This is a genomic window from Streptomyces sp. NPDC051136 (assembly GCF_044455745.1).
Classification (GTDB): Bacteria; Actinomycetota; Actinomycetes; order Streptomycetales; family Streptomycetaceae; genus Streptomyces.
The window spans coordinates 261,181-282,107 of the sequence record NZ_JBITFE010000001.1; the positions used below are offsets into that span (position 1 = coordinate 261,181).

Here is a 20,927-nt window from a genome sequence, read left to right on the forward strand (position 1 = left end):
TGCCCGTGCTGCGTGGTGCGGGACGTGCTCATGCCAGAGTTCGAGACGGCGGTGCACTTGTCAACGACCGGTGGGCGGCTGGTCCCGGGGCTCGCCCCGTTTGAAGCGATCGATCCGCTCGCCCAGGCGATGAACGGTGTCGGCCCTGGCGTGCGGGATGCGCGCGTGGAAGATGTCCCGCTCCACCTCCAGGAAATGCAGGTTCTCGTAGGTAACGTTGACGGAGTCCGGGGGCGTGAGTTGTCGAATACGCACCGCGAGACCCTCGACCTCCGGAACGGCCGGCGACAGGTACTTGTCGATCAACTGCGCCACCTCGTAGCAGGCCCGCCTTCCGTCCCGCTGCCGGGACAGCAGTTGCATCCGCACTCCCGGCAGGAAGTCGAAGACGATGTGGTGGTACGGGGTGCTACGGGGGTCATTGGTGTCCACGACCTGGAGCAGACCGCTGCTGAGGATCTCGGCGAGATGCTCCGGGCCGGTCTGGGGCATCAGGTGGTAGGCGATGAGCTGCATGATGTGGCGGTTGAGGGGAGCGGCTGCCAACAGCACGGTCAGTTCGCAGGTGTCGCCGAGCGCCTTCTCGAGGAACTCGACGACACGCTGTTCCGCCGTCGGCTCGGCGCACGTCTCCTGCCGGGGCGCCGGCACCCGGGGCGGGGTCACCCGGGCGGCGTCCGCCGGTTTCATCGCGTCCGGGCCTTCCCCCGCGTCGCCGGGGGCGACCACTATGGCCTGCTGGCTCACCCACTTGCTGGAGTTGAGCAGTCGGCACCACTGTTCGATCCAGCGCTTGCTGAGCTCCAGGACGGGGATGACGACGCTGTCCGCGGGCACGGGCTCCGCTGGCACCAGCGCGTCGAGGGCGGCGTCGTCCGGGGTCTGCACCTCGAACGTCGTGTTCGGCCCTCCGAGTTCGGGAGACCTGAGGTTCAGGGGCCGGGTGGCCAGGGCGGACCGGCTCCAGTGCGGGTGCGGCGCGACGTGGAGGACGGCCAAGGGATGGACCGCCGCCCAGTCGGCGAGCCGGCTCTTCAGCGGTTCTCCCTCCCAGGCCGGCCCCACCGCGTCGGTGATGACGAGGACAATCTTCTTCCGTGTCTCGTCCCCGATACCGGCCCGCCCCACCTCCGTCGCGTCGAAGACGGGGCGCATCGGATCGAAGCCCTGGCTGTGGAGGCTGATGACCGGTATGTGCGCGAAGTGGGCGAGCTTGTAGGCACTTTCGACGAAGGTCTTGATGCTGTCGTACCACGCCGCCATGGAGGCGCCGGTGTCGATGATGAGCACGAGGTCCCACGCCGGTGGCCTCGCACGGGGATAAGGGCTCGCGCCGGGCAGGTTGGGAAGCGTGGGGGTGTTCGCCTGTGCCGTCGGATCGAGTGTCTCCAGGGCCTGCAGAGCACTGGCCGCGGCCGGAACGGCCGGCACCGGAGCCGGGCGTGGCCAGTCGTCCGGAGGCTCGGAGAAGAGATCGGGCGCCGGGAAGGGGCGGGGCCGCAGGGAGAAGGACTGGCGTCGGTTGTCCTGTGGTGTGCTGGTGATGAGCCAGTTGCCGTCCGGATGAGTGTTCACAGCACCCTGGCCTCGCTGGGGGCGACCAGACTGTGCAGGGTGGGCAGAGTGTGGGTCGGATCGTCCCAGAGCAGGGTGATGTCGGCGACGGCGTCGTCGGCGGAGGTCGAACGCCGGTGGTCCGCGCGCAGCGCGCTGATGCGGTCCGGCAACTCCTGCAGCGGGCCCGCGCCGATCAGCCGGAGGGCGGCACTCTGGAAGGCGGCCGAACAGTCCAGCCGGTGCCACAGGATGGCCGGGGCCCCGCTGCGCAGAGCGTCGAGGAACTGCAGGCGTCCCTCCTTGTCACTGGGCGGGCTCTTGAGGATGACGGGGTCCTGTGTCTCCCGGGACGCGGGGGACTCCCGGTCCGACCCGGCGTCGTGCGGGGCGCAGGCGGCTGTTCCTCCGGCCGGGGACTTCGCTTCCTCCGAAGCGTGCATGAGGCTGTCCCACCTGGCGCGCCATGCCGACTGGATCGTGGGGATCTGCAGCCGGTCCAGACTCCGGATGAGCACCGTGCGCGCGGGATGAGCCGGCTGGGTGGCATCCGCGCACCAGTCCCAGACGGGCTCGTTGATCAGCGGCAGCGGAAGCCAGAACTCGACGCACATGTCGTCCAGGACGGCCTCGCTGGTCTCCTGCACCCACTGCCGGAGGCGTTGCGCGACAGTGGGCCTGAGTTCGGTGTGGCTGACGGCCTGGGTGTCCTCGTCCCGCAGCGCCGGCTTGGCGCGTGCCCCCTCGCGGTGCCACATGCGCAGGGTGTAGGTGTCCTTCTGCAGCCCGTCGGGCAACAGCACGAACATGACCCGGGCCGGTGACCGTTCGGGCAGGACGAAGTCGGCGGCAGCAGCGCGGCATGCCTGAAGTTCCTCGGTCAGTCCCCAGTCCTCGGCCTTGCTCCAGGCCCAGGCGTGCAAGGCGCTCTCCTGTGCCGGTCTGGCCGCGGCCAGGTGCTCCAGGTAGGCCAGCAAGGGAGGCAGACCGGTGGGCAGCATGTTGCGGCGCAGCAGGTGCAGGGTGGTGGGCCAGGTGCCGGTGCAGTGCGCCGGCAGGTCGGCCGCCAGGAACGGCAGGCACGCCTGCGCGGCCGCGGTGGCCTGGTGGGCCGGTACCTGGTCGACAAGCCGCCGCAGTTCGTCCAGTTCGGCGTCCGACAGCAGCGTCCTGGCCGTGAGCCAGTCCGCGACGGTGCGCAGGGGGAGGACGAGGCCGGGATCGCGGGTGACGTGATCGAGGGCGTCGGCCAGGGCTTCGGCGTCGTCCGCCTGGTCATCGCAGGCCGCGACCAGCTCTCCGATGCGGTCCGCCGGTTGCCCGCCGTCGACGGGAGCCGGTGGGAATGGTCCGCCCTGCCGGGCCAGGCGCGCGGTCAGGGAGCGCCATCCGGACTCGCTGTTCAACACCGGATGGGAAGCGAGGCGCTCGGCCAGGGCGCGCTGGAGGTCGGCGACCGTCCGGCTCGACGAGCCAGTCGTGGGCGCTGTGGCTGCGGAATCCGTCATGGCTGGTCACTCCTGCGATGCCGGTTTGGCGAGGTGATGGCGGGTGGGTCGACCGGTGCGGGGGTGCCGTGCCCGCCCATGGTCCGGCATGGCGACGGGGCTCGGCTAGAGCGCGAAGGGGTGAGTTTGGCGTTCTGGGGCGAACTGCCGTGCGCGGTCTGCCGTATTGCGACAATCAGTGCCCTATGGATGCGAGTGCATGGGCGGCCTGGGCCGCAGCGGTGACGAGTCTTGCGACGCTGGTCGTCACGACGGTCGTCGGCGGACGACGTGAGCGGCACCAGTGGGCGCGCGACGCGCTGACGGACGCTTTCGTGGCCTTTCTGGAGGCGAGCTGGCGGCATTCCGACACGGCCCGGGGGCCGTCGGGTACGGACGCCTACGCCGAGCCGTTGCTCGCCGAGTACAGGGAGATGCGCAGTCAGCTCACGCGGCTGCGGCTGCTGGCCGCCGACGGAGTGGTGGACACGGGGCAGTCGCTGTTGCGCCGGCAGCGGCAGGTGCACGATGTGCCCGCGGGGCCGGAGCGCGACGAGGCGCTGGCGGCCGCGTCCCGGGCCCGGCGGGCGGTGATCGACGCCGCCAAGAAGGAGATGGGCCTGTGAAACGGACGGCACCGCACGGAACTTACCGGACATAGCGACCCATTCGTGTCTCCGCGCTGTCGCGGATGTGGACGAGCGCCGCTCGTGTGGGGGACGGGATCCCGCTTTGCCGCAGGCGCTCACTGATCGAGCGCGCGACGCTGACGAGTGGGTCCTTCTCCTCCGACGGGGGTGTCCATGGCCCCGGCACCCAGTGCATCACGATGTTCCAGGCGGCGTGGTGCATCACCGGATCGTCGGCCTCCAGCCCTTCGAGGATCTCCTCCCAGTCGCCGAGGAAGCCCATGCCGACCAGACGCGCCCGCCGCAGACTCGGATGCGCCTCGTCCGGAGCGAGGATCATGCTGTTGAGCTCCTTGTACGCGGTGGACACGAGCCGGCCGGCCGTGGGGTGCTCCTCGGCCGCCCGGAGGCTCAGGTAGCCGATCGCGGCGACGGCGTGGGCGGCCGGGACGACGGTCTGGACGCCGTGCAAAGGGTGGGAGTGCACCACGGTGGTGGTCCGGTTGCCGGGGTGGGCCGCCGCCGCGCGGACGAAGCTCAGTGCCTGGTGGAGTCCCGTGCTGGCGGCCAGCATCACGAACCGGTGCGCGTCCAGACTGCCGGGGTCGTCCGGTTGCAGTCGCTCGAGGCGCGAGCGTCGTTCTTCGCTCAGGGGCACCGGGTCGAACGGTGGCGCGTCGAGCAGGACGTCGGTCGTTCCGAGCAACTTGAGCATCTCGCTGTCGTCGAGACGGGGCGCCTGCGCGAACAGGTCGATCTCGGAGCGGTCGGGGACGCTCTCGCGCCACGCCGGTGCCCACGGCCAGTACACGCTCGGCGAGCGGCCGGGGCGGCGGGTGGCCTCGTCGAGGAGCAGGGCCGCTCGGGGCCTGGCCTCCAGGTCGTGGCTGCTGACCGCGCGGACGAGTGCCGACAAGGGTTCGAGATACCCCTCGTCGAGCCGGTCCGTGTAGGCATGCACGATGTCATCTACGGCAGGCATCTCGTGACCGTTCAGCGTGTGCACGAAGGCGGCGAGTGCCAGCAGCCGCGTGGGCGAGGCGTCGGCCGCAAGTGCCTGCACGCGGGTGACGGGCAGCGTCCGGCCGCGGTGGAGAAGCATGTGGCAGGCCAGTACCGTCGTGGCGTCGTCGTCCCGGTCGAGCAACGCGTCCCAGTCGACGTCCTCGCCGTCGCGCAGCAGCCGTGCCGGACCGGTGTCGTCGTCGCAGTGCTCCGCCGCGACGGTCAGCAACGGGTGCCAGGTGATGTCGTCGGCCAGGCCGGTCCGGAAGCGGTACTCCAGCAGGGTGCAGAGATCACCGTTGCCGGCCAGGACGGTCAGGATGTCCCGCTGCTCGAGATTTAGCTGATGGACGGTCGTGGCATCGGCGGTCCGGGACAGCTCCGTGAGCGTTTCGGGGAGTCGGCGTCGGCACGCCTCGGTGTACGTCCGGCGCACGGCGCCGCTGGGCCGGACGTTCAACTGGACCAGTGCCTGCCAGGCCTGCCGGATGACCGGCCACGGTGCGTCGGCCCGGACGCGGTCCCACAAGTAGCCGACGAGTTCGTACAGCCGCGTCGTGGCGATCGACCGCACGGCCCGTACGGTCAGGTCCTGATCGACGTGGTCCGGCTGTGCGTCCAGCAGGTGGCTCACGACCTCCGTGAGTGCCTCCTGGGCACCCGGCACGAACCACTGGTGCATCATCACGAGGCCGTCCAGCGCTTCGGCCGCCGCCGGAGCCGCCGCGTCCATGGCGGTCGTCCTCAGGGCCCGGAGCGCGTCCGGGGTACCGTACTTCGCGAAACCGTACGCCGCCTGCCGCCAGGCCGGCTGACCGCTGTCCCCGGCCTCCAACTGTGCGGTGAGCGTGTGCAGGAGCCGGCCCCGCAGTTCCACGAACCGGCCGGGAGGCGCGGCCTGCAGCAACCACGCCCCGTACACGAGGTTGGCGTCCAGCGCGGTCCGCAGGATGTGCTCGACCATGTCCTGCGGCGTCTGCGGATTGGCCACCAGCAGCTGGGCGGCCTCCCGCCAGTGGAACTGCAGGATGCGGTCGGCGACCTTGTCGGAGTCCTCCTCCTGGGCGAGGACGGTGGCCGCGAAGTAGGCGTGGATGACCGGGTTGTCGAAAGCCACCCATCGGCCCGACGGGTCGGTGACGACCGCCGTGCTGCGCAGCAGCGCCTCCAGCGAATCCCTGGCGTTGAAGGGCCTCAACCGCTCCAGGGACTTCACCGCGTCCTCGTACCGGATGGCCGCGCCGAACGCGTCCATGTCGCCGGCCAGGTGCGCCAGGAGCTTCATCCGGCGCTCGACTTCCCGGTCGTCGACGCCGGCGACAAGGCCCCGGGTGTACTCCTCCACCAGCTTGCCCGGGTTGGTGGTGCTGACGGCCTCTTCCTCGAGGTAGCGGTCGACCAGGATGCGCAGGAACAGCGGCTTGGCGGCGAGGTCGCGCAGACTGCCCGCCTCCGGGTCGGCGAACACCGCCTGCTGCAGACTGCTCACGCGGGTTCGCCACGTCACCTGGTCCCGCCGGCGGATCCGGTCCTCGATGTACTCGCGCGCCTGCGGGGCCCTGACCCTGTGCAGCACCACCGCCGGCCATCCCAGGGCGCTGGGCTGGTAGTCACCGCCGCGCTGACAGACCGTCATGCGCAGAGCCGGGAACGCGGCGCCGAGGTCCCGGATCCAGCCCAGTACGAACGGCTTCTCCTCGGCGTCGACCTTGTGCAGCTCGTCGACGACCGCGTACACCCCGCCCAGCCGCAGCATCGTCGTGATCACGGACTCGTCGACATCGCCCAGGTCGGCGCACTCGCACAGGAGTTGCTCGACGGCGGGTTTCGTGGTGCCGGGCACCGCCTCGGCGGCGTCCGCGGTGGAGGTCCGCCAGGTGCGCAGGTACTCGCTGATGCGCAGCGCGTTCAGCTCGAGAGGCCAGCACAAGGGCGGGTGGGAGTCCAGATGGCTCTGGGGTTCGATCCCGCCCCGGATGAGTCGCGCCTGCAACTCCCTGACGGTCGCGCTCTTTCCCGCCCCGCAGTCGCCGACGAGCACACAGCGCTCATGGGACCACAGAAGTTCCGTGGCGGGTCCGGGGTCCATGGCGAGAGCCCCGTCGCCCTGCTGGACGAACGGTTCGCCCGGTTGCAGAACTCGACCGGTCAACGAGATGAACGGGACCGGATTACCGCAGTGGTCACGCTGTTTGTCGAGGGTCTCCGACAGCGGGCCCTGGAACAGGGCGCGCAACAGAACGCTGTCGACGTCCAGTTCCTCGTGCCCGGCCGTCCACGCCGCCTCCCGGGCACCGATGAGCAGATCGAAGGCGCCGGGACGATGCGCCTGACCGGAATCGAGCAGTGCCCGCACGAGGGTGACCGCCTGGTCGGACTCCCATGAGGCGAACAGGCCGGGCGGCGCCCCTCGGAGGGCCTCCGCCGCCACGCCGGCCGCCGCCGCGCACACCGCCACCCGGAAAGGGCTCTGCTCGTCATCCGGGAACTTCAACGGCCGTAACGCCGCCAGGGTCAGATACTCGAAGAAGTGCCGCTGCGCCTCCTCGGGCGAGCAGTGCCGCCTCTCCAGACGCAGAGCCGCGCGTCTGATCTCCCACAGCAGGGCCAGACACCGCCCCAGAGGTCCAGGGCCGGCGTCGACCAGCGCGGCGAGGATCTTGTCCAGGCACTCGCCGTCGACGTAGACGGCCAACTTGCTCATCACGGCCAGTTGCCGCTGCAGGACGAGCAGTTCACGCCAGACGAGGCCGCAGTCCTCCAGCTCCCGCAGCAGGCACACCTCGAGCCATGCGTAGTCGGTGAGCGTCAGACCGTCCGGCTCGGCGTCGGCGAAGTCGATCAGATAGGTGCGGTCGTCCCGGAGAAGGACGTTTCGCGGATTGAGGTCGCCGTGCACAGGGCCGGTGACGCGAGCATCTCTTGGGCGGTCCAGGATCTCGTACAGCTCACGCAGCGGATGGGCGACGGAGACGCCGTCGCAGGCCAGCTCCTCGGCGGTCTCCTCGACGTGCCCGAACGACGAGAGCTTTGTCTTGAGCAGCTGTGAGCGGAGCTCGGCCCGCGTGTGCAGGACGTTCGCACTCACGCGGAGCGGGGAAGTGCCGTCCAACTCCACGCGGAGGTCTTTGTCGCGAGCGCTGCCCTGGGCCACGGCCTCCACGCGAGCTCGGTCGATGCGGCCGGCGAGCTTGTCCCGATCCAGGGTCGGGTCCTCCACAAGGAGCGTCACCCGTCGGCCGGAACAGATCGTGCGCTTTTCGCCGGGAGGAGAGGAGGAGCTGAGGAGCAGGTCCTCCTCGCCACAGCGTTCGGCTTCGATTTCCTCACGGCTGGGAGCGGTGATTCCCAGGTCGAGATCGACCCCTGGGCCGTCCTGTGGTTTGATCCGTTCGAAATACAGGTGCAGGTCCGTCCCCAGCGTGTCGTTCAGGTGTCCCAGGGAAAGACTGCTTTTCCGTGCCACGCGGTGGAACTGGTCCGCCAGGTCTGTGAGCGTGTGACGCAACGACTCGCACGCCGATTCCGTGAACGCCTCGTCGGCGACACCCTGCGCCACCACCTCTTCCAGTGACCGGGTGTCGCCGCGCGCGCCGTGCCGGTCCTCCAGGTGCTGGTAGACGACCACTTGGAGACCGGCGGCGTACGGGTTCCCAGGGCCGGCGTCCAGGACACCCCTGCTGGCGGCGACGATGTCCAGATGCATGGGGAAGCGCTGCGGCTGCGCCACCGGTGCCGCGGCCCGGTACTCCTTGACGGCCTGGTCGCGGGTGGAGAGTTTGGCGACCTGGAGGAGGCTGTCCCCGTCCTCCAGCAGCAGGCGGATCTTGAGGACGGCGGAGCCGCTGCGTCCCCCGGCGAGCCGGCGTAGCACCCGCACTTCGCTCAGGTTGCCCGGCCAGTGTCCGTCCTGTGACGCATCGGTGCTGAGGGGGATGTTCCGCAGGGCACTGCGGATCTCCCGCTGGACCGATGTCTCGAAATCGGAAGGCTGCTCGAATTCGACGGTCCAACTCTCTTTGCGCACACTTTCCCCCTGACCGACCGATGGGACGGACCACTTGTCGGCTGCATCACGTGCGGGAGTGTAGCGGTTCGGGGCATATGCTCAGCCGATCCGGCGGAAATCCAACCGCCGATTTTCGATGCTTCGCCGGTGTAAAGGGAAGCGGCGTTCTCGGCACGGAGAAGGTGGGCGCAGAGCCGGTGGGCGGCCCGCCGTCGTCGGCGGCTCCCCGCCTCGCCCCGCACTGCCGGGTGGGGGAGCCGGAGGACGAAGAGCCGGTGAGCGCCGCACCCCGACCCTTGACGCGATACACGGCGCTCCGCATACTGGCGGCCAAATCGATTTGGCCAAATCGATTTGGCTCTCCGTCCAGGGCCGGATCGCGGCTGAGAATCCGAACGTGCCCGTATGCCCGAACGGAGCCCCGAAACGTGTCCAGTCCCCGTCAGAACCGCCCTCCGGCAGCCCCGGTACCGGCGCCCGCCCCTGCCCCGCACGACCCCGACCCCCGACCCCCGTCCCCGGCCGATGCCGTCGCTCCGCTCCCGGCCGGTGAGGACGACGACGGCCGGGGCAAGGTGCACCCCGTGGACGAGGCGCGTCCGCTGGGCCGGATCCTGCTCTTCGGCGTCCAGCACGTCATCGTCATGGCCGCGACCCCCATCTCGGCGATCTTCCTGATGAGCGCCACCCTCGGGCTCGGCCCCGACCTCACCGTCGACCTGCTCTCGGCGGCGTTCGTGCTCTCCGGCGTCGGCTCCCTCGTCCAGTCGCTCGGCTTCTGGAAGTTCGGGCCCCGTCTGCCGTTCGTGATGCTGCCGGGCGGGGCGCCGCTCATCCTGTTCCTCGCCATCGCCGAACAGCACGGCCTGCGTACCGCCACCGGCGCGGTGATCCTCACGGCGGTGTTCACCTTCGTCGTGCTGCCCCTCTTCTCCCGGCTCCTCGCGTACTTCCCCGCCCTCGTCATCGGCACCATGATTGTCATCGTCGGCGTCAACCTGGTGAAGGTCGGTGCCGTGCTCGTCACCGGCCAACCCGGCTCGCCCGGCTTCGCCGACCCCGGCGACCTGGGCCTCGGCCTGGCCACGATCGGGTTCACCGTCGTCTTCTACCTGTTCTTCACCGGCATCCTGCGCCAACTCGCCGTGATGCTCGGTCTGCTGGCCGGCGCCGTCCTCGCGGCCGTGACCGGCGCGGTCGACGGGACGGGCGCCGACGCGATGGGCGGCGGCCTGGTGAACCTGCCGCACCTGATGCCCTTCGGCTCGCCCCAGTTCAACCTCGTCGCCGCGCTTCCCCTGATGCTGTACACCCTGGCGTCCATGGCCGAGGCCACCGGCCAGACCGTCATCAACGCCGAGGCCGTGGGCAAGCGGATCGATGCCCGCACCGACGTGCCCAGAACCGTCCGCGGCGACGCGCTCACCTCGCTCTTCGGCGGCTTCTTCGGACTGCCGCTCATGGTCACCAGCGGCGAGAACATCGGCATCGTCCGCGTGACCGGCGTGCGCAGCCGCTTCGTCACCGCCGCCGCGGGCGCCGTACTCGTAGCGATCGGCGTCCTCGCCCCCGTCACCCGCGCGATCAGCGTGATCCCCACCCCGGTCGTCGGCGGCACCGCCATGGTCGTCTTCGGCGTCATCACCGTGCTCGGCGTCCAGATGCTCGGCCGGTCCGACCTCGACCGGCACACCAGCACGTTCGTCTGCGCCGTCGCCCTCGCCCTCGGGCTGCTGCCCATCCTCGTCCCCGGGGTGTACGGCGGATTCCCGCCGAACGTCCGCATCCTCCTGGAAAGCGGCGTCGCCGTCGGCACGTTCACGGCCGTCGTCCTCAACCACCTCTTCCACCACGTCAGGCCCGGCGTCGTCGCCCGCCTGACCACACCGCGCACAGGAAGCGACCGATGAACCGACCCGCCCGAGACGCCCTCGCCCACCCCGGCCCGATCCTGCTCGTACCGGGCTCGGTCCTGCTGCCCGAAGGTCCCGTCGACGGCTGGGCGGTCGTGGTCGACGACGGCCGCTTCGCCGTCGTGGGACCGGTGGACGAACTGGCCCGCAGCCACCCGCATCTGAACGCCGTCACCATGCCCGGCCACCTGCTGATGCCCGGCTTCGTCGACACCCACCACCACCTCACCCAGAGCTTCGGCGCCGCACTCGCCTTCGGGGAGCCCTCCGAGATCTTCCGGAGGGTCTGGGTACCGCTGGAGGGCGCGCTGGACGAGGAGTCGGCCTACACGGCGGCCAAACTGGCGGCGCTCGAAGCACTGCGCGGCGGCTTCACCACCGTCGCCGACGCCGGCACCCGCGCCGACGTCGACGTGGACGTGGTCGCCTCGGCCGCGCGAGACGCCGGGATACGCTGCGTACTCGGGCTGGTCTGCAACGACGCGGACGGCCCGGATGGTCAGGACGGCACCGGGGACCCGGCCGTCCTGGAGAGCGCGGAGAAGCACCTCGCCCGCTGGACCGGTGACCCCCTCGTGCATCCCTCCCTGGCCGTGTCCATCCCCGAGGCGGCCACCGAACCCACTCTGCGCGCCACGGCCCGCATGGCGGCGGAAGCGGGCGCCGTCGTCCAGATCCACGTCAACGAACACCTCGCCGGCGTGGAACGCTCCCTGGTACGGCACGGGTTGCGGCCCCTGGAGCACCTGCACCGGATCGGCGCGCTCGGCCCCCAGCTGCTCGCCGCGCACGCCACGCTCCTCACCCCGCGCGAGCTGACCCTGCTCGCCGACACGGGGACCGCCGTCAGCTACAACCCCGTGGCGAGCGCCTGGAAGGGCAACGCGGTCGCGCCCGCCACGACCATGGCCGAGCGCGGCGTGCGCTTCGGTACGGGTACCGACGGCACCCGCGGCGACGGCTTCCGGCTCGCCGACGCCGCCGAGTTCGCCCAGCGGCTCGCGTACGGACTGGCGACCGGCGACTCGTCGTGCGGCGCCGGGTGGACCTGGCTGGAGCGCGGCACCCACGGGGGAGCGGACGCCGTCGGCCTGGGCTCCCTCACCGGCACCGTGGAAGCGGGGAAGGCGGCGGATTTCCTGCTCGTCGACGTCGACACCCCGGAACTGGCCCTTTCGTGGGACCTGCCGTGGGAGCTCGTCCGGCGCGGCAACCGGGACCAGATCACCGCCGTGTTCGTCGCCGGGGTGCTGCGGATGTGGCAGGGGCGGCCCACCGGCTGGGACGGGGCCGCGCTGGTCGAGCGGGCGGCCGGACTGGCCCGCGCCGCCGTCGCCGGGGCCGGCGTCACCCGGGTGCACCCCACCTCCACGGCGGCCCGGGCACTCGACCGGGACCGGAAGGGGAGTGCACGGCGTTGAGCGCACAGATGCTGGCGGTACTCGCCGTGGCGGTGGCCGTCGCCGCCTTCGTGCAGGGCAGCAGCGGTCTCGGCTTCGCGCTGATCGTCGCACCCGTCGCCGGGTTCGTCGATCCCGGCCTGGTCCCGGTGTTCGTCCTGGCGTCGATGATCCCGCTCAACCTGTACGTCGCCTGGCGCGAACGGGCGTCGCTCGACCTGCGCGGGGCCGGCTGGATCACCGGGGCGAGACTCGCCGCCACGCCGGCCGGGCTGGCCCTGCTCTGGCTGATCCCGGAACACGACCTCGGCCTCTTCGTGGGCGTCTCGACGGTGCTCGCGGCCGTCGTCAGCCTCGCCGCCCCCACGTTCGCCCCGGGGCGGGCGGCCTACGTCGGCGCGGGCGCGGTCACCGGACTGACGGAGACCGCGACCGGGGTGGGCGGCCCGCCGCTCGCGCTGGTCTACCAGCACCGGCCGCCCGCCGAACTCCGCTCGACGGTCGCCGCCTGCTTCCTCGTCGGCGAGGTCGCCTCCCTGGTCCTGCTCTTCGCGACGGGGAAGGCCGCCCCCGCCGAACTGGGCCGGGCGGCCCTGCTCCTCCCGGCCATCGCCGTCGGCGCCTGGCTCAGCCGCCTCGTCCACCACCGTCTGGACGCCCGCAGGATGCGCCTGTTCGTCCTGGTCTTCGCCCTGGTGTCGGGGCTGGTGCTGATGCTGGGGCTCTGAGGCCCCGCGGCCCGGCGCCCCGCCCCGGGCAGGCCCCCGGAGCGGGGCCTGCCCAAGCCGAGGCGGTCCGGACCCCGCCGCTCCTCAGGCGCCGGTCACCCGTGCCGACGACGCGCGCACGATCACCCGCGGCGGCGGGGGCACCGTCACGGACGCGGTGGCCGTGTCCCCGCGCAGCCGGGCCAGGAGCAGTTCCACCGCGTCGGACGCGGCACGGTCCAGATGCAGGTCGACCGCGGTCAGCGGCGGCTCGCAGGTGCGGGCGCGCAGCCCGTCGTAGCGGGTGACGACCATGACGTCGTCCGGTACGGTCCGCCCGCTGTCCCGGACCGCGCGCACCGCACCGACCGCGAAGGCGTCGACGAGCGCGCAGACCGCGTCGGTCCGAGGGTGCTCGGCGAGCAGGGCGGCACAGGCGTCGTACCCGGCCTGCTCACCGCCCGACTCCGCGACGCGCGCCACGACCGGCTCCCAGCCGTACCGGTCGGCGGCCCGTTCGTAGGCCGCGAGCGCGTCGACGGACGAGTGGCGGGAACCGGCGCCGACGATCAGCGCGGGGCGCCGCGCCCCCTGCTCCCGCAGATGACCGAGCAGCAGCTCCGCCACCGGTCCGCCGCGCAGATCGACGTAGGGGGCGTCCTCGTCGGGCGACACGGGCCGGCCCAGCGCCACGTACGGCAGTCCCCGCTCGCGCAACTGGGCGGCGGCCGCGTCGTCCACCTCCGGCTCGACGACGATGGCCCCGTCGATGTCCACGGAGTACAGCGCCGATCCCGACTGCACGGGCGGCACCAGGACGAGCGCGTAGTCGTGCAGCAGGGCGCTCTCCGCGGCGGCCGCCGCGACCTCCATGTAGAACCCGAGCCGTGAGGGCCCGCCCGCCACCGCGAACGGCATCGAGGAGGCCAGCGCGATGGCCTTCGCCTCCCCCCGCCGCAGCCGCTGCGCCCGCAGGTTGGGCCGGTATCCCAGCTCCGCCGCGGCCTGCCGGACACGCTCCCGGGTCCGCGGATCGACCTTGCCCAGTCCGTTCAGGGCGTGCGACACGGTCGTGCGCGAGACACCGGCGACGCGCGCGACGTCGGCGATCGTCGGCGGCCTCGAACCAGGGGCGGAAGTGGCCATCTGCGCGAAAGCTCCTCGCTGGCGTGGACGGTGGACGCCACCATCTTCGCCGACGCCCCGTCGGCGTGGGATCAGGGTCCCCGAGTCCCCTGCGGCCGGTACGACGACAGCCACCGCTCCGGATCAGACCCGCAACCGCCCCCGCCGCCGGGCCCGGACGCGGCTGCACCGCGGCGGCCGGCGCCGTCGGTCGGTGCGTCGGTCAGGCGGGGGCACGGCCGGTCCTTGCCCGCAGCCACCGGCGCAGCAGAACGGCGGCGGCCGCGGCGAGTGCGAGGAGCCCGGTGCGCGTCCCGGTGCCGGTCGCCCGCCGGAGCCGGACGGTGCCGGCCTGCTGTTCGGCGGACGGGTGAGGGGGTGGCTCGCGCGGGCGCGGCAGCCCGTCGTCGGTCCGGAACGCTTCCCGGGCGATGCGCTGCCATACGCGCTCGGGCGGGGACACCGGCAGGTCCGGCACCTGCGCGCCGCGCGCGGCGGTCACCACCCGGGTCATGCGCAGCAGTTCACCGCGGCAGCGCGAACACGACGCGACGTGCCGCAGGGCGCCGTCGTCGTCCTCTCCGCTCGTGTGACCGAGTGCCAGCTCCATCAGGTGCGACGGGTCCACGTGGCCCACTGCGTCCTCCTGTGTCTCGGACTCGGTCGTCCGGTGCTCGAAAACGCGGCGGGACTGGTCCCGGAACGGCGCGGACGTGCGCCGGAGCGGCGGCCGTCGTCGCCGCTCCGGTCACCCGTCGGTCGGGGTCAGCCACGCCGGGCGGAGGCCCGGTGGACCAGCAGGGCGCCGGTCACCGTGACCGCTCCGGCCACGGCGGCCCAGGCCAGCCACTGCTCGGCGGAGTTCGGTGCGGCGCCGACGGCGCCCGCGTGCACCGCCTGAGGCGTCGACCCCGTTCCGCTCAGGGTCTGCGTGGCCAGGGCCAGGTTCTTGTCGGCCGCGCTGCCCCAGGCGTAGACGACGTTGCTCGTGCCCTCCTGGAGGTCGAGGTCGGCCGGCCCGATGGCCACCTTGTCCGTACCGGCGAGGACGACGTCCGCGTTCACGGTGCCGGCGTCGACGGACGCGGCGTCCTGGTGGGGGTTGGTCAGGCCGTTGAAGAGGGGCTGCCCGCCGGCCCGTACGTCCACGGCGGGCGCGGCCGCGACATGGCGGACCGTCAGGCGTGCCTTGCCGGCGTCCACCTTCGAGACGTCGTTGGTGAACGCCGTCAGCTCGGGCTTGCCGGTGGCGGAGAGATGGGCGGCGACGGTGGCGTTGCCGCCGTCGGTCACCTTCACCTGCTTCTCCAGCGCCGGCTTCCCGTCGGGTCCCTGACCGGCTTGGAAGATCTCGATGTCGTACGTCCCCGCGTCGAGGGACTGGGCATCGGTCACCGTGCCGGGCTTGAAGTCGCTGAGCAGCTTGTCGCCATTGGCGTACACGTCGACGGTCATGCCGGGGATGCCGTGGAAGACGGACACCATGCCCGTCCCCTGCGCCTGTTCGGGAGCGGCCATGGCGGCGGGTGCGGCCACGCCGAGGGCCAGGGCGCAGGCCCCGGCCGAAGCGGCGGCGGCGATGATGGTCCGGGAGGTCATGTGGATCACCCCTCCATGGGGGATTCTCTCTGTCTGCTGCGGAGTCTCAACGGGGTTTCGCGGGTGGGCCGTGCCGTGGATGCGCTCTCGGCACCACTTCTTCGGCCAGGTCAGATGCCCGTGGCGCCCGTGGCATGCGTGGCATGCGTGTCGCCCGTGGCGCTGGTGACACCCGTGTCGTACGTGTCGCCCCGGTCGACGGCCGTGCGCAGCCGGTGCAGGCCGCGGCGGGCGTGGCTCTTGACCGTGCCCAGCGGAACACCGGTGCGCTCGGCGATCTGAACCTGCGTCAGGTCCTCGTAGAAGGCCATGCACAGCACCTCGCGCTGAGCGCGCGGCAGCCGCGACATCGCGTCGACGAGCAGTACGCGGTCGAGTATCTCGTCCGGTGCCTGCTGGACGAGCCGTGCGGGTGCGGTGTCCTGCGCGACCGACTCGATCAGCGACAGCCGGCGCGTCCGGGCGGCCAGCGCGTCCACGATCTTGCGGCGCGTGATACCGACGAGCCAGGCGCCGAGCGCGCCCCGCTCGGGCCGGAAGCCGTGCCTGCCGCGCCAGGCACCGACGAAGACCTGCTGGGTCACGTCCTCGGCCTCATGCGCGTCGCCCAGCGACCGGGTCGCCATGGTGTGCACGAGGGAACCCCAGCGCCGGTAGATGGCCGCGAACGCCTCCTCGTCGGCGCCGGCGAGGCCACGAGCCAGTTCCTCCTCGTACCGCGTCTCCTCCACGGGCGGGACGACGGTGGTGGTCGGACGGATGGACGTGTTCATGGCCGTTCCTCCTGCCGTGCGTCGTACGGGGACGGAAGGGGCCGTCCGCCGAACGGCAGGTCCGCCGGTCTGCCCCGAACGGCTGCCGTGCGCTCGGTCCCAGTGTTGGAGGCTCCAAGCGACGCAAGCAACATGCGTCGTTTGTGCGTCGTACAGTGGGGGTGTGAGCGCACAGACGGAAGACGGTGCGGACCGGACCGGCGGGGACGGTCCGTGCGGAGGCGGGCTGACCACCGGCGAGGTCGCGCGGCGGCTGGGGGTGGCGCCGACCACGGTCCGCACCTGGGACCGCAGGTACGGGCTCGGGCCGGCCGCGCACACGGGCGGCAGGCACCGGCGCTGGACGGCCACGGACGTGGCGCGGCTGGAGCGGATGTGCGCCCTGACCGCGACCGGGCTGCCACCGGCCGAGGCGGCACGGCTCGCGCGCAGCGAGCAGTCGCCGGCGCCCGTTCCCTCCCGGGGCGCCGCCGGGCCACCACGTCCGGCGACCCCGCACCGGAGCCGGGCGGGGAGCGGCCTGCGACTCGGCGACGTACGTCAGGAGTGCCGGGGAATCGCCAGGGCCGCACTGCGGCTGGACGCCGCCGTCCTGGACGAACTGCTGATCGCGGCGATCGCCGAACACGGACTGGTGACCGCCTGGACCGAGGTGATCGTGCCGACGCTCCAGGCCGTCGGCCGCAAATGGGAGACGTCGGGCGAGAAGTACGTCGAGGTCGAGCACTTCCTGTCCTGGCACGTCTCCGGGGCGCTCCGGCGCGCCACCCCCCGCACGGTCGCGGACCGTCCCGGCGCGACCACGGTGCTCGCCTGTGTGCCAGGGGAGCACCACACCCTTCCGCTGGAGGTCCTGTCCGCGGCACTGACGGAACGAGGGGTTCCGGTCCGGATGTTCGGCGGTGCCCTGCCCGTCGAGTCGCTCGTCGCGGCGGTGCGCAGGACCGGGCCGGCCGCGGTCGGCCTGTGGGCGCAGTCCCGCACCACCGCCAGCCGGCCGCTGGCCCGGCACGTGGCCGCGATGGAGTGGGGCGTGCGGGGTGCGCGGCGCAGACCGGCCGTGCTGACCCTGGGCCCCGGCTGGGCCGGTCAGGCGGTGGCCGGCCTGGCCCGCCCGTCGGGACTGGCCGAAGCGGTCACCGCCCTGGAGTCCGCCATGTCGCCGTGACGTGTGGTCGTCCGGGAGCGCTTGGTCGTGGCGCGCGGGCATCGGCCGCGGGACGTGGTCCGCTGAACCGGTGGCCGCGGCCGCGTCGCCCCCCGGCGGGCGACCGCCGCGCCGCACCGGGTTCCGGCACCGGTCTGGGCCGGCCGGTCGCGGGTACCGGCCGGGGGGAGGGGCCGAGCGGACGGCCTCCGGACCCGGGTGCCACGGACACGGCGTCGACCGAGGAGAAGCATGAGCGACGAACACCACCGGACACCGGACGCCGTCGTCGTCGGTGCCGGACTCGCCGGCCTGGCGTGCGCCCTGGACCTGTGCCGCGCCGGACGGCGGGTGGCCCTGCTGGAGGCATCCGACGGCGTGGGCGGCCGGATGCGCACGGACCGGCGGGACGGATTCCTCCTGGACCGCGGCTTCCAGGTGTTCAACACTTCGTATCCCCAGGTGAAGAGGCGCCTGGAGCTGAGGAGCCTGCGCCTGCGTCCGTTCACCGCCGGGGTGCTCGCGCACACCCCGGCCGGTCTCGTCCGCCTCGCCGATCCGACCAGGGAGCCCCGTTCGGCAGGGACGCTGCTGCCCGGCCGGGCGCTGTCGGCCCGTGATCTGGCCGCGCTGGCGGCGCTCACCGCCCGCGACGGCCTGCTGCCCGCGGCGGCGGTCAGACGGCGCCCCGACGGCTCCACCTCGGCAGCCCTGTCCCGGGCGGGACTCTCGGACGCCGCGATCTCCGACATCCTGCGGCCGTTCCTGTCCGGTGTCTTTCTGGAGGACCGGCTGGAGACCTCCGCCCGGTTCTTCCACCTGGTCTGGCGGAGCATGGTCCGCGGGACCCTGTGCCTGCCCGCGGAAGGCATCGGCGCCGTGCCCGCCCAGCTCGCCGACGGCCTGCCGGACGGCGTCCTGCGCCTCGGCACGCCCGTCGAGGAGATCACCGACAGCGGGGTGCTGCTCGGGGACGGGACCGAGGTGCCGGCCCGGGCCGTCGTGGTGGCGACGGACCCGGCGGCCGCCGCCCGGCTGCTGCCGGGCCTGACCGTGCCGGACACCCGCACCGTCACCACCTACTACCACGCCACCGACCGGTCACCGATGGCCGAACCGACCCTGATGGTGGACAGCACCGGGGCCGTCCTCAACACCTGTGTCATCAGCGAGACCGCCCCCTCCTACGCACCCCCCGGCACCGCCCTGGTCTCCACCTCCGTGCTGGGCACGGACCCGCCCGGCCGGGCACAGGCGGTGCTCCGGCGCCTGGCCGAGCTGTACGGCACCGACACGAGCGACTGGCGACAGGTCGCCGCCCGCACGGTCGAGGGCGCGCTGCCGGCGATGCCGCCGCCCTGGCCGCTGAGCCGCACCACACGCCTCGGCCCCGGCAGACACGTCTGCGGGGACCACCGCGCGACCGGCTCCGTCCAGGGCGCCCTGGCGTCGGGGGCCCGCGCCGCGCGCGAGGTCATGGCCGAGCCGGGACCGGAAAGATGACGGCGCGACGGAGACGGTGCCGGCCGCATCCGCGGAGGGCTGTCGCCCCGAACACCCGACGAGTCGTCCCGAACACACGACGAACGGCCGACGACGCGACCGTGATCGGGGGAGAGGCGTGGAACTGAGGGGGCCACATGGCCTGGCGGCCGGCGCACGTGTCCCGGCGGCCGGCGCCACCGGTGCCCCCGGAGGTCCGGTCACCGCCGGACCGCCGGACCGCCGCGCTCGGGACCACCGTCATCTCCGGCACCGTGTCCCCGCCTCCGGCATTGGCCTGGCACTCGACACCCCTCCGACGCGAGGGGGCCCGACCTCGGTGCGCGTCGACCCCGTCCCCGTCCCCGTCGCCGGACGGCGTACGGGCGTCGTGCACACCTTCCCCGCCCGCAGCGGCGGACCGACCACGACAAGGGAGCGCGCCCAGTGACCGCCCGCCGCACCACCGCAGCCCGACGGGGCCGCGACCGCAAGGCCGAGATCCTCCTCCCCGCACCCGGTGCGGCGCGCTTCCGACCCGGGGACGAGCCGTCCGTCGCGGTGATCGGCGGCGGCATCGCCGGTCTGGCCGCGGCGACCCTGCTGGCCGAACGGGGCGCCCGCGTCACGCTCTACGAGAAGGACGACTCCCTCGGCGGCAGGCTCTCCGGCCGGCGCACCACGCTGCTGGACGGCACCCCCGTGACCATGACCCGCGGATTCCACGCCTTCTTCCGTCAGTACTACAACCTGCGAGGCCTGCTCCGCCGTACGGATCCCGGCCTGGAACGCCTCACCCCGCTGCCCGACTACCCCCTGCGGCACAGCGGCGGTCTGACCGACAGCTTCGCCCGCGTCCCGAGGACCCCGCCCTTCAGCGCGCTCGGCTTCGTCGCCCTCAGCCCCACCTTCGGATGGCGGGACCTCGCCGCCATGGACGCGCGGGCCGCACTCCCGCTCCTCGACGTGCGCGTGCCCGAGGTCTACGAACGCTTCGACACCGTCACCGCCACCGGGTTCCTGGAGGGCGTGCGCTTTCCCGAGGCCGCACACCACCTGGCCTTCGAGGTGTTCTCCCGCAGCTTCTTCGCCGACCCGCGCCGACTGTCCGCCGCGGAACTCCTGCTGATGTTCCACATCTACTTCCTCGGATCGGCCGAGGGCCTGCTCTTCGACGTACCGGGCGAACCCTTCCCCCAGGCGCTGTGGGACCCGCTGCACGACTACCTCCAGCGCCTCGGAGCCGACGTGCGCACCGGCACGCCCGTGCACGCGGTCCGTCCCCGCGAGGACGGGGCAGCGGACGTGCACACCGACACCGGTACCGACCGTCACCAGGCGGTGGTGCTCGCCCTGGACACCGCGGCGCTGCGGCAGGCCGTCGCCGCGTCACCTGGCCTGGGCACGTCCGCGTGGCGTGACGACGTCGCCGCCCTGCGCACCGCGCCGCCGTTCCTGGTCTCCCGCCTCTGGCTGGACCGCCCGGTCCGCGCCGACCGGCCCGGGTTCCTCGGCACCAGCGGCTACGGCGGGCTCGACAACATCAGCGTGCTGGAGCGGTACGAGGGGGAGGCCGCCCGCTGGGCCGCGCGGACCGGGGGCTCGGTCGTGGAACTGCACGCCTACGCCGTGGACCCGGCGGCCGAACCGAAGGCCGTGCAGGACGGACTCGTCGACCGGCTGCACCAGGTGTACCCGGAGACGTGCGGGGCGCGCCTCGTCGACGCCCGGCACGAGTGGCGCTCGGACTGCCCCCTCTTCGAGGTCGGCTCCCACCGCCGGCGCCCCTCCGTGCGTACCCCTCACCCGTGGCTGACCCTGGCCGGTGACGGAATCCGCTGCGACCTGCCCGTCGCCCTCATGGAACGGGCCGCCACCACCGGCTTCCTCGCCGCGAACGCCCTGCTCGCCGACCGGGGGGTGCGCGGCCAGATCCTGTGGACGGTCCCCAGGACGGGCCGCTCACCTGTACTCCGGGCGCTCGGAGCCTTCGCAGGACGCCACTAGGATCTGCCCTCGCGCTCCCCACTGCCCCGCAACGCCACGCGCCTGCCCGGACGGCCCCGGGGGCAGGCCCGGGCAGGCCCGGACGGTGCT

Annotated in this window: 14 protein-coding genes; 7 read left to right on the top strand and 7 right to left on the bottom strand. The window is 72.6% G+C overall.

Annotated elements, in window-relative coordinates; translation table 11 throughout:
* Nucleotides 1-60 precede the first annotated feature (60 nt).
* Both ACIBCJ_RS01095 and ACIBCJ_RS01100 read right to left on the bottom strand, forming a co-directional pair.
* Nucleotides 61-1,575 carry an SAV_2336 N-terminal domain-related protein gene (locus ACIBCJ_RS01095; protein WP_362091494.1) on the bottom strand — a complete coding sequence of 505 codons (1,515 nt, stop codon included), beginning with the start codon at nt 1,573-1,575 and terminating at the stop codon, nt 61-63.
* Entirely contained in the window at nt 1,572-3,062 is a 1,491-nt protein-coding gene (locus ACIBCJ_RS01100) for a hypothetical protein (RefSeq protein ID WP_362506645.1), read from the bottom strand. Before ACIBCJ_RS01100 ends, ACIBCJ_RS01095 begins: the two co-directional genes overlap by 4 nt.
* A gap of 185 nt (nt 3,063-3,247) precedes the next feature.
* On the opposite strand from ACIBCJ_RS01100, the gene ACIBCJ_RS01105 reads away from it, so the two are divergent.
* A complete protein-coding gene (locus ACIBCJ_RS01105) occupies nt 3,248-3,667 on the top strand; it encodes a hypothetical protein (RefSeq protein ID WP_362091498.1) in 420 nt (139 codons plus the stop codon).
* A 22-nt stretch (nt 3,668-3,689) separates the two neighbouring features.
* On the opposite strand, the gene ACIBCJ_RS01110 is transcribed toward ACIBCJ_RS01105, so the two are convergent.
* A complete protein-coding gene (locus tag ACIBCJ_RS01110; protein WP_365978859.1) occupies nt 3,690-8,702 on the bottom strand; it encodes a hypothetical protein in 5,013 nt (1,670 codons plus the stop codon).
* 566 nt (nt 8,703-9,268) lie between these two features.
* On the opposite strand from ACIBCJ_RS01110, the gene ACIBCJ_RS01115 reads away from it, so the two are divergent.
* From ACIBCJ_RS01115 to ACIBCJ_RS01125, 3 genes are read left to right on the top strand one after another with little or no spacing between them, the layout of a single operon-like run.
* Nucleotides 9,269-10,594, top strand: a complete 1,326-nt coding sequence (locus ACIBCJ_RS01115) for a uracil-xanthine permease family protein (protein WP_365978858.1) — start codon at nt 9,269-9,271, stop codon at nt 10,592-10,594.
* Nucleotides 10,591-12,018, top strand: coding sequence for an amidohydrolase family protein (locus tag ACIBCJ_RS01120; protein ID WP_362091508.1), 1,428 nt, complete (start codon nt 10,591-10,593; stop codon nt 12,016-12,018). The genes ACIBCJ_RS01115 and ACIBCJ_RS01120 overlap by 4 nt, the downstream gene beginning before the upstream one ends.
* Nucleotides 12,015-12,725 carry a sulfite exporter TauE/SafE family protein gene (locus ACIBCJ_RS01125; protein ID WP_362506657.1) on the top strand — a complete coding sequence of 237 codons (711 nt, stop codon included), beginning with the start codon at nt 12,015-12,017 and terminating at the stop codon, nt 12,723-12,725. The genes ACIBCJ_RS01120 and ACIBCJ_RS01125 overlap by 4 nt, the downstream gene beginning before the upstream one ends.
* Nucleotides 12,726-12,809: 84 nt before the next feature.
* On the opposite strand, the gene ACIBCJ_RS01130 is transcribed toward ACIBCJ_RS01125, so the two are convergent.
* The 4 genes from ACIBCJ_RS01130 to ACIBCJ_RS01145 all read right to left on the bottom strand — a co-directional run bounded on the left by ACIBCJ_RS01130 (nt 12,810) and on the right by ACIBCJ_RS01145 (nt 16,201).
* Nucleotides 12,810-13,850 carry a substrate-binding domain-containing protein gene (locus ACIBCJ_RS01130; protein ID WP_362091514.1) on the bottom strand — a complete coding sequence of 347 codons (1,041 nt, stop codon included), beginning with the start codon at nt 13,848-13,850 and terminating at the stop codon, nt 12,810-12,812.
* Between the two features lie 202 nt (nt 13,851-14,052).
* A complete protein-coding gene (locus ACIBCJ_RS01135; protein WP_365978857.1) occupies nt 14,053-14,466 on the bottom strand; it encodes a hypothetical protein in 414 nt (137 codons plus the stop codon).
* A gap of 128 nt (nt 14,467-14,594) precedes the next feature.
* The gene (locus ACIBCJ_RS01140; protein WP_365978856.1) at nt 14,595-15,428 is read right to left on the bottom strand and encodes a DUF4397 domain-containing protein; all 834 of its coding nucleotides are present in this window, start codon (nt 15,426-15,428) and stop codon (nt 14,595-14,597) included.
* 110 nt (nt 15,429-15,538) lie between these two features.
* Nucleotides 15,539-16,201 (bottom strand): sigma-70 family RNA polymerase sigma factor, encoded by a 663-nt coding sequence (locus ACIBCJ_RS01145; RefSeq protein WP_365978855.1) that lies wholly within the window; start codon nt 16,199-16,201, stop codon nt 15,539-15,541.
* 163 nt (nt 16,202-16,364) lie between these two features.
* Between ACIBCJ_RS01145 and ACIBCJ_RS01150 the strand changes: the two genes are divergently transcribed.
* From ACIBCJ_RS01150 to ACIBCJ_RS01160, 3 genes are all read left to right on the top strand, one after another.
* Nucleotides 16,365-17,369, top strand: coding sequence for a MerR family transcriptional regulator (locus tag ACIBCJ_RS01150; RefSeq protein ID WP_365978854.1), 1,005 nt, complete (start codon nt 16,365-16,367; stop codon nt 17,367-17,369).
* A gap of 231 nt (nt 17,370-17,600) precedes the next feature.
* Nucleotides 17,601-18,851, top strand: coding sequence for an NAD(P)/FAD-dependent oxidoreductase (locus ACIBCJ_RS01155; protein WP_365978853.1), 1,251 nt, complete (start codon nt 17,601-17,603; stop codon nt 18,849-18,851).
* 426 nt (nt 18,852-19,277) lie between these two features.
* Nucleotides 19,278-20,837 (top strand): FAD-dependent oxidoreductase, encoded by a 1,560-nt coding sequence (locus tag ACIBCJ_RS01160; RefSeq protein WP_365978852.1) that lies wholly within the window; start codon nt 19,278-19,280, stop codon nt 20,835-20,837.
* Nucleotides 20,838-20,927 lie beyond the last annotated feature (90 nt).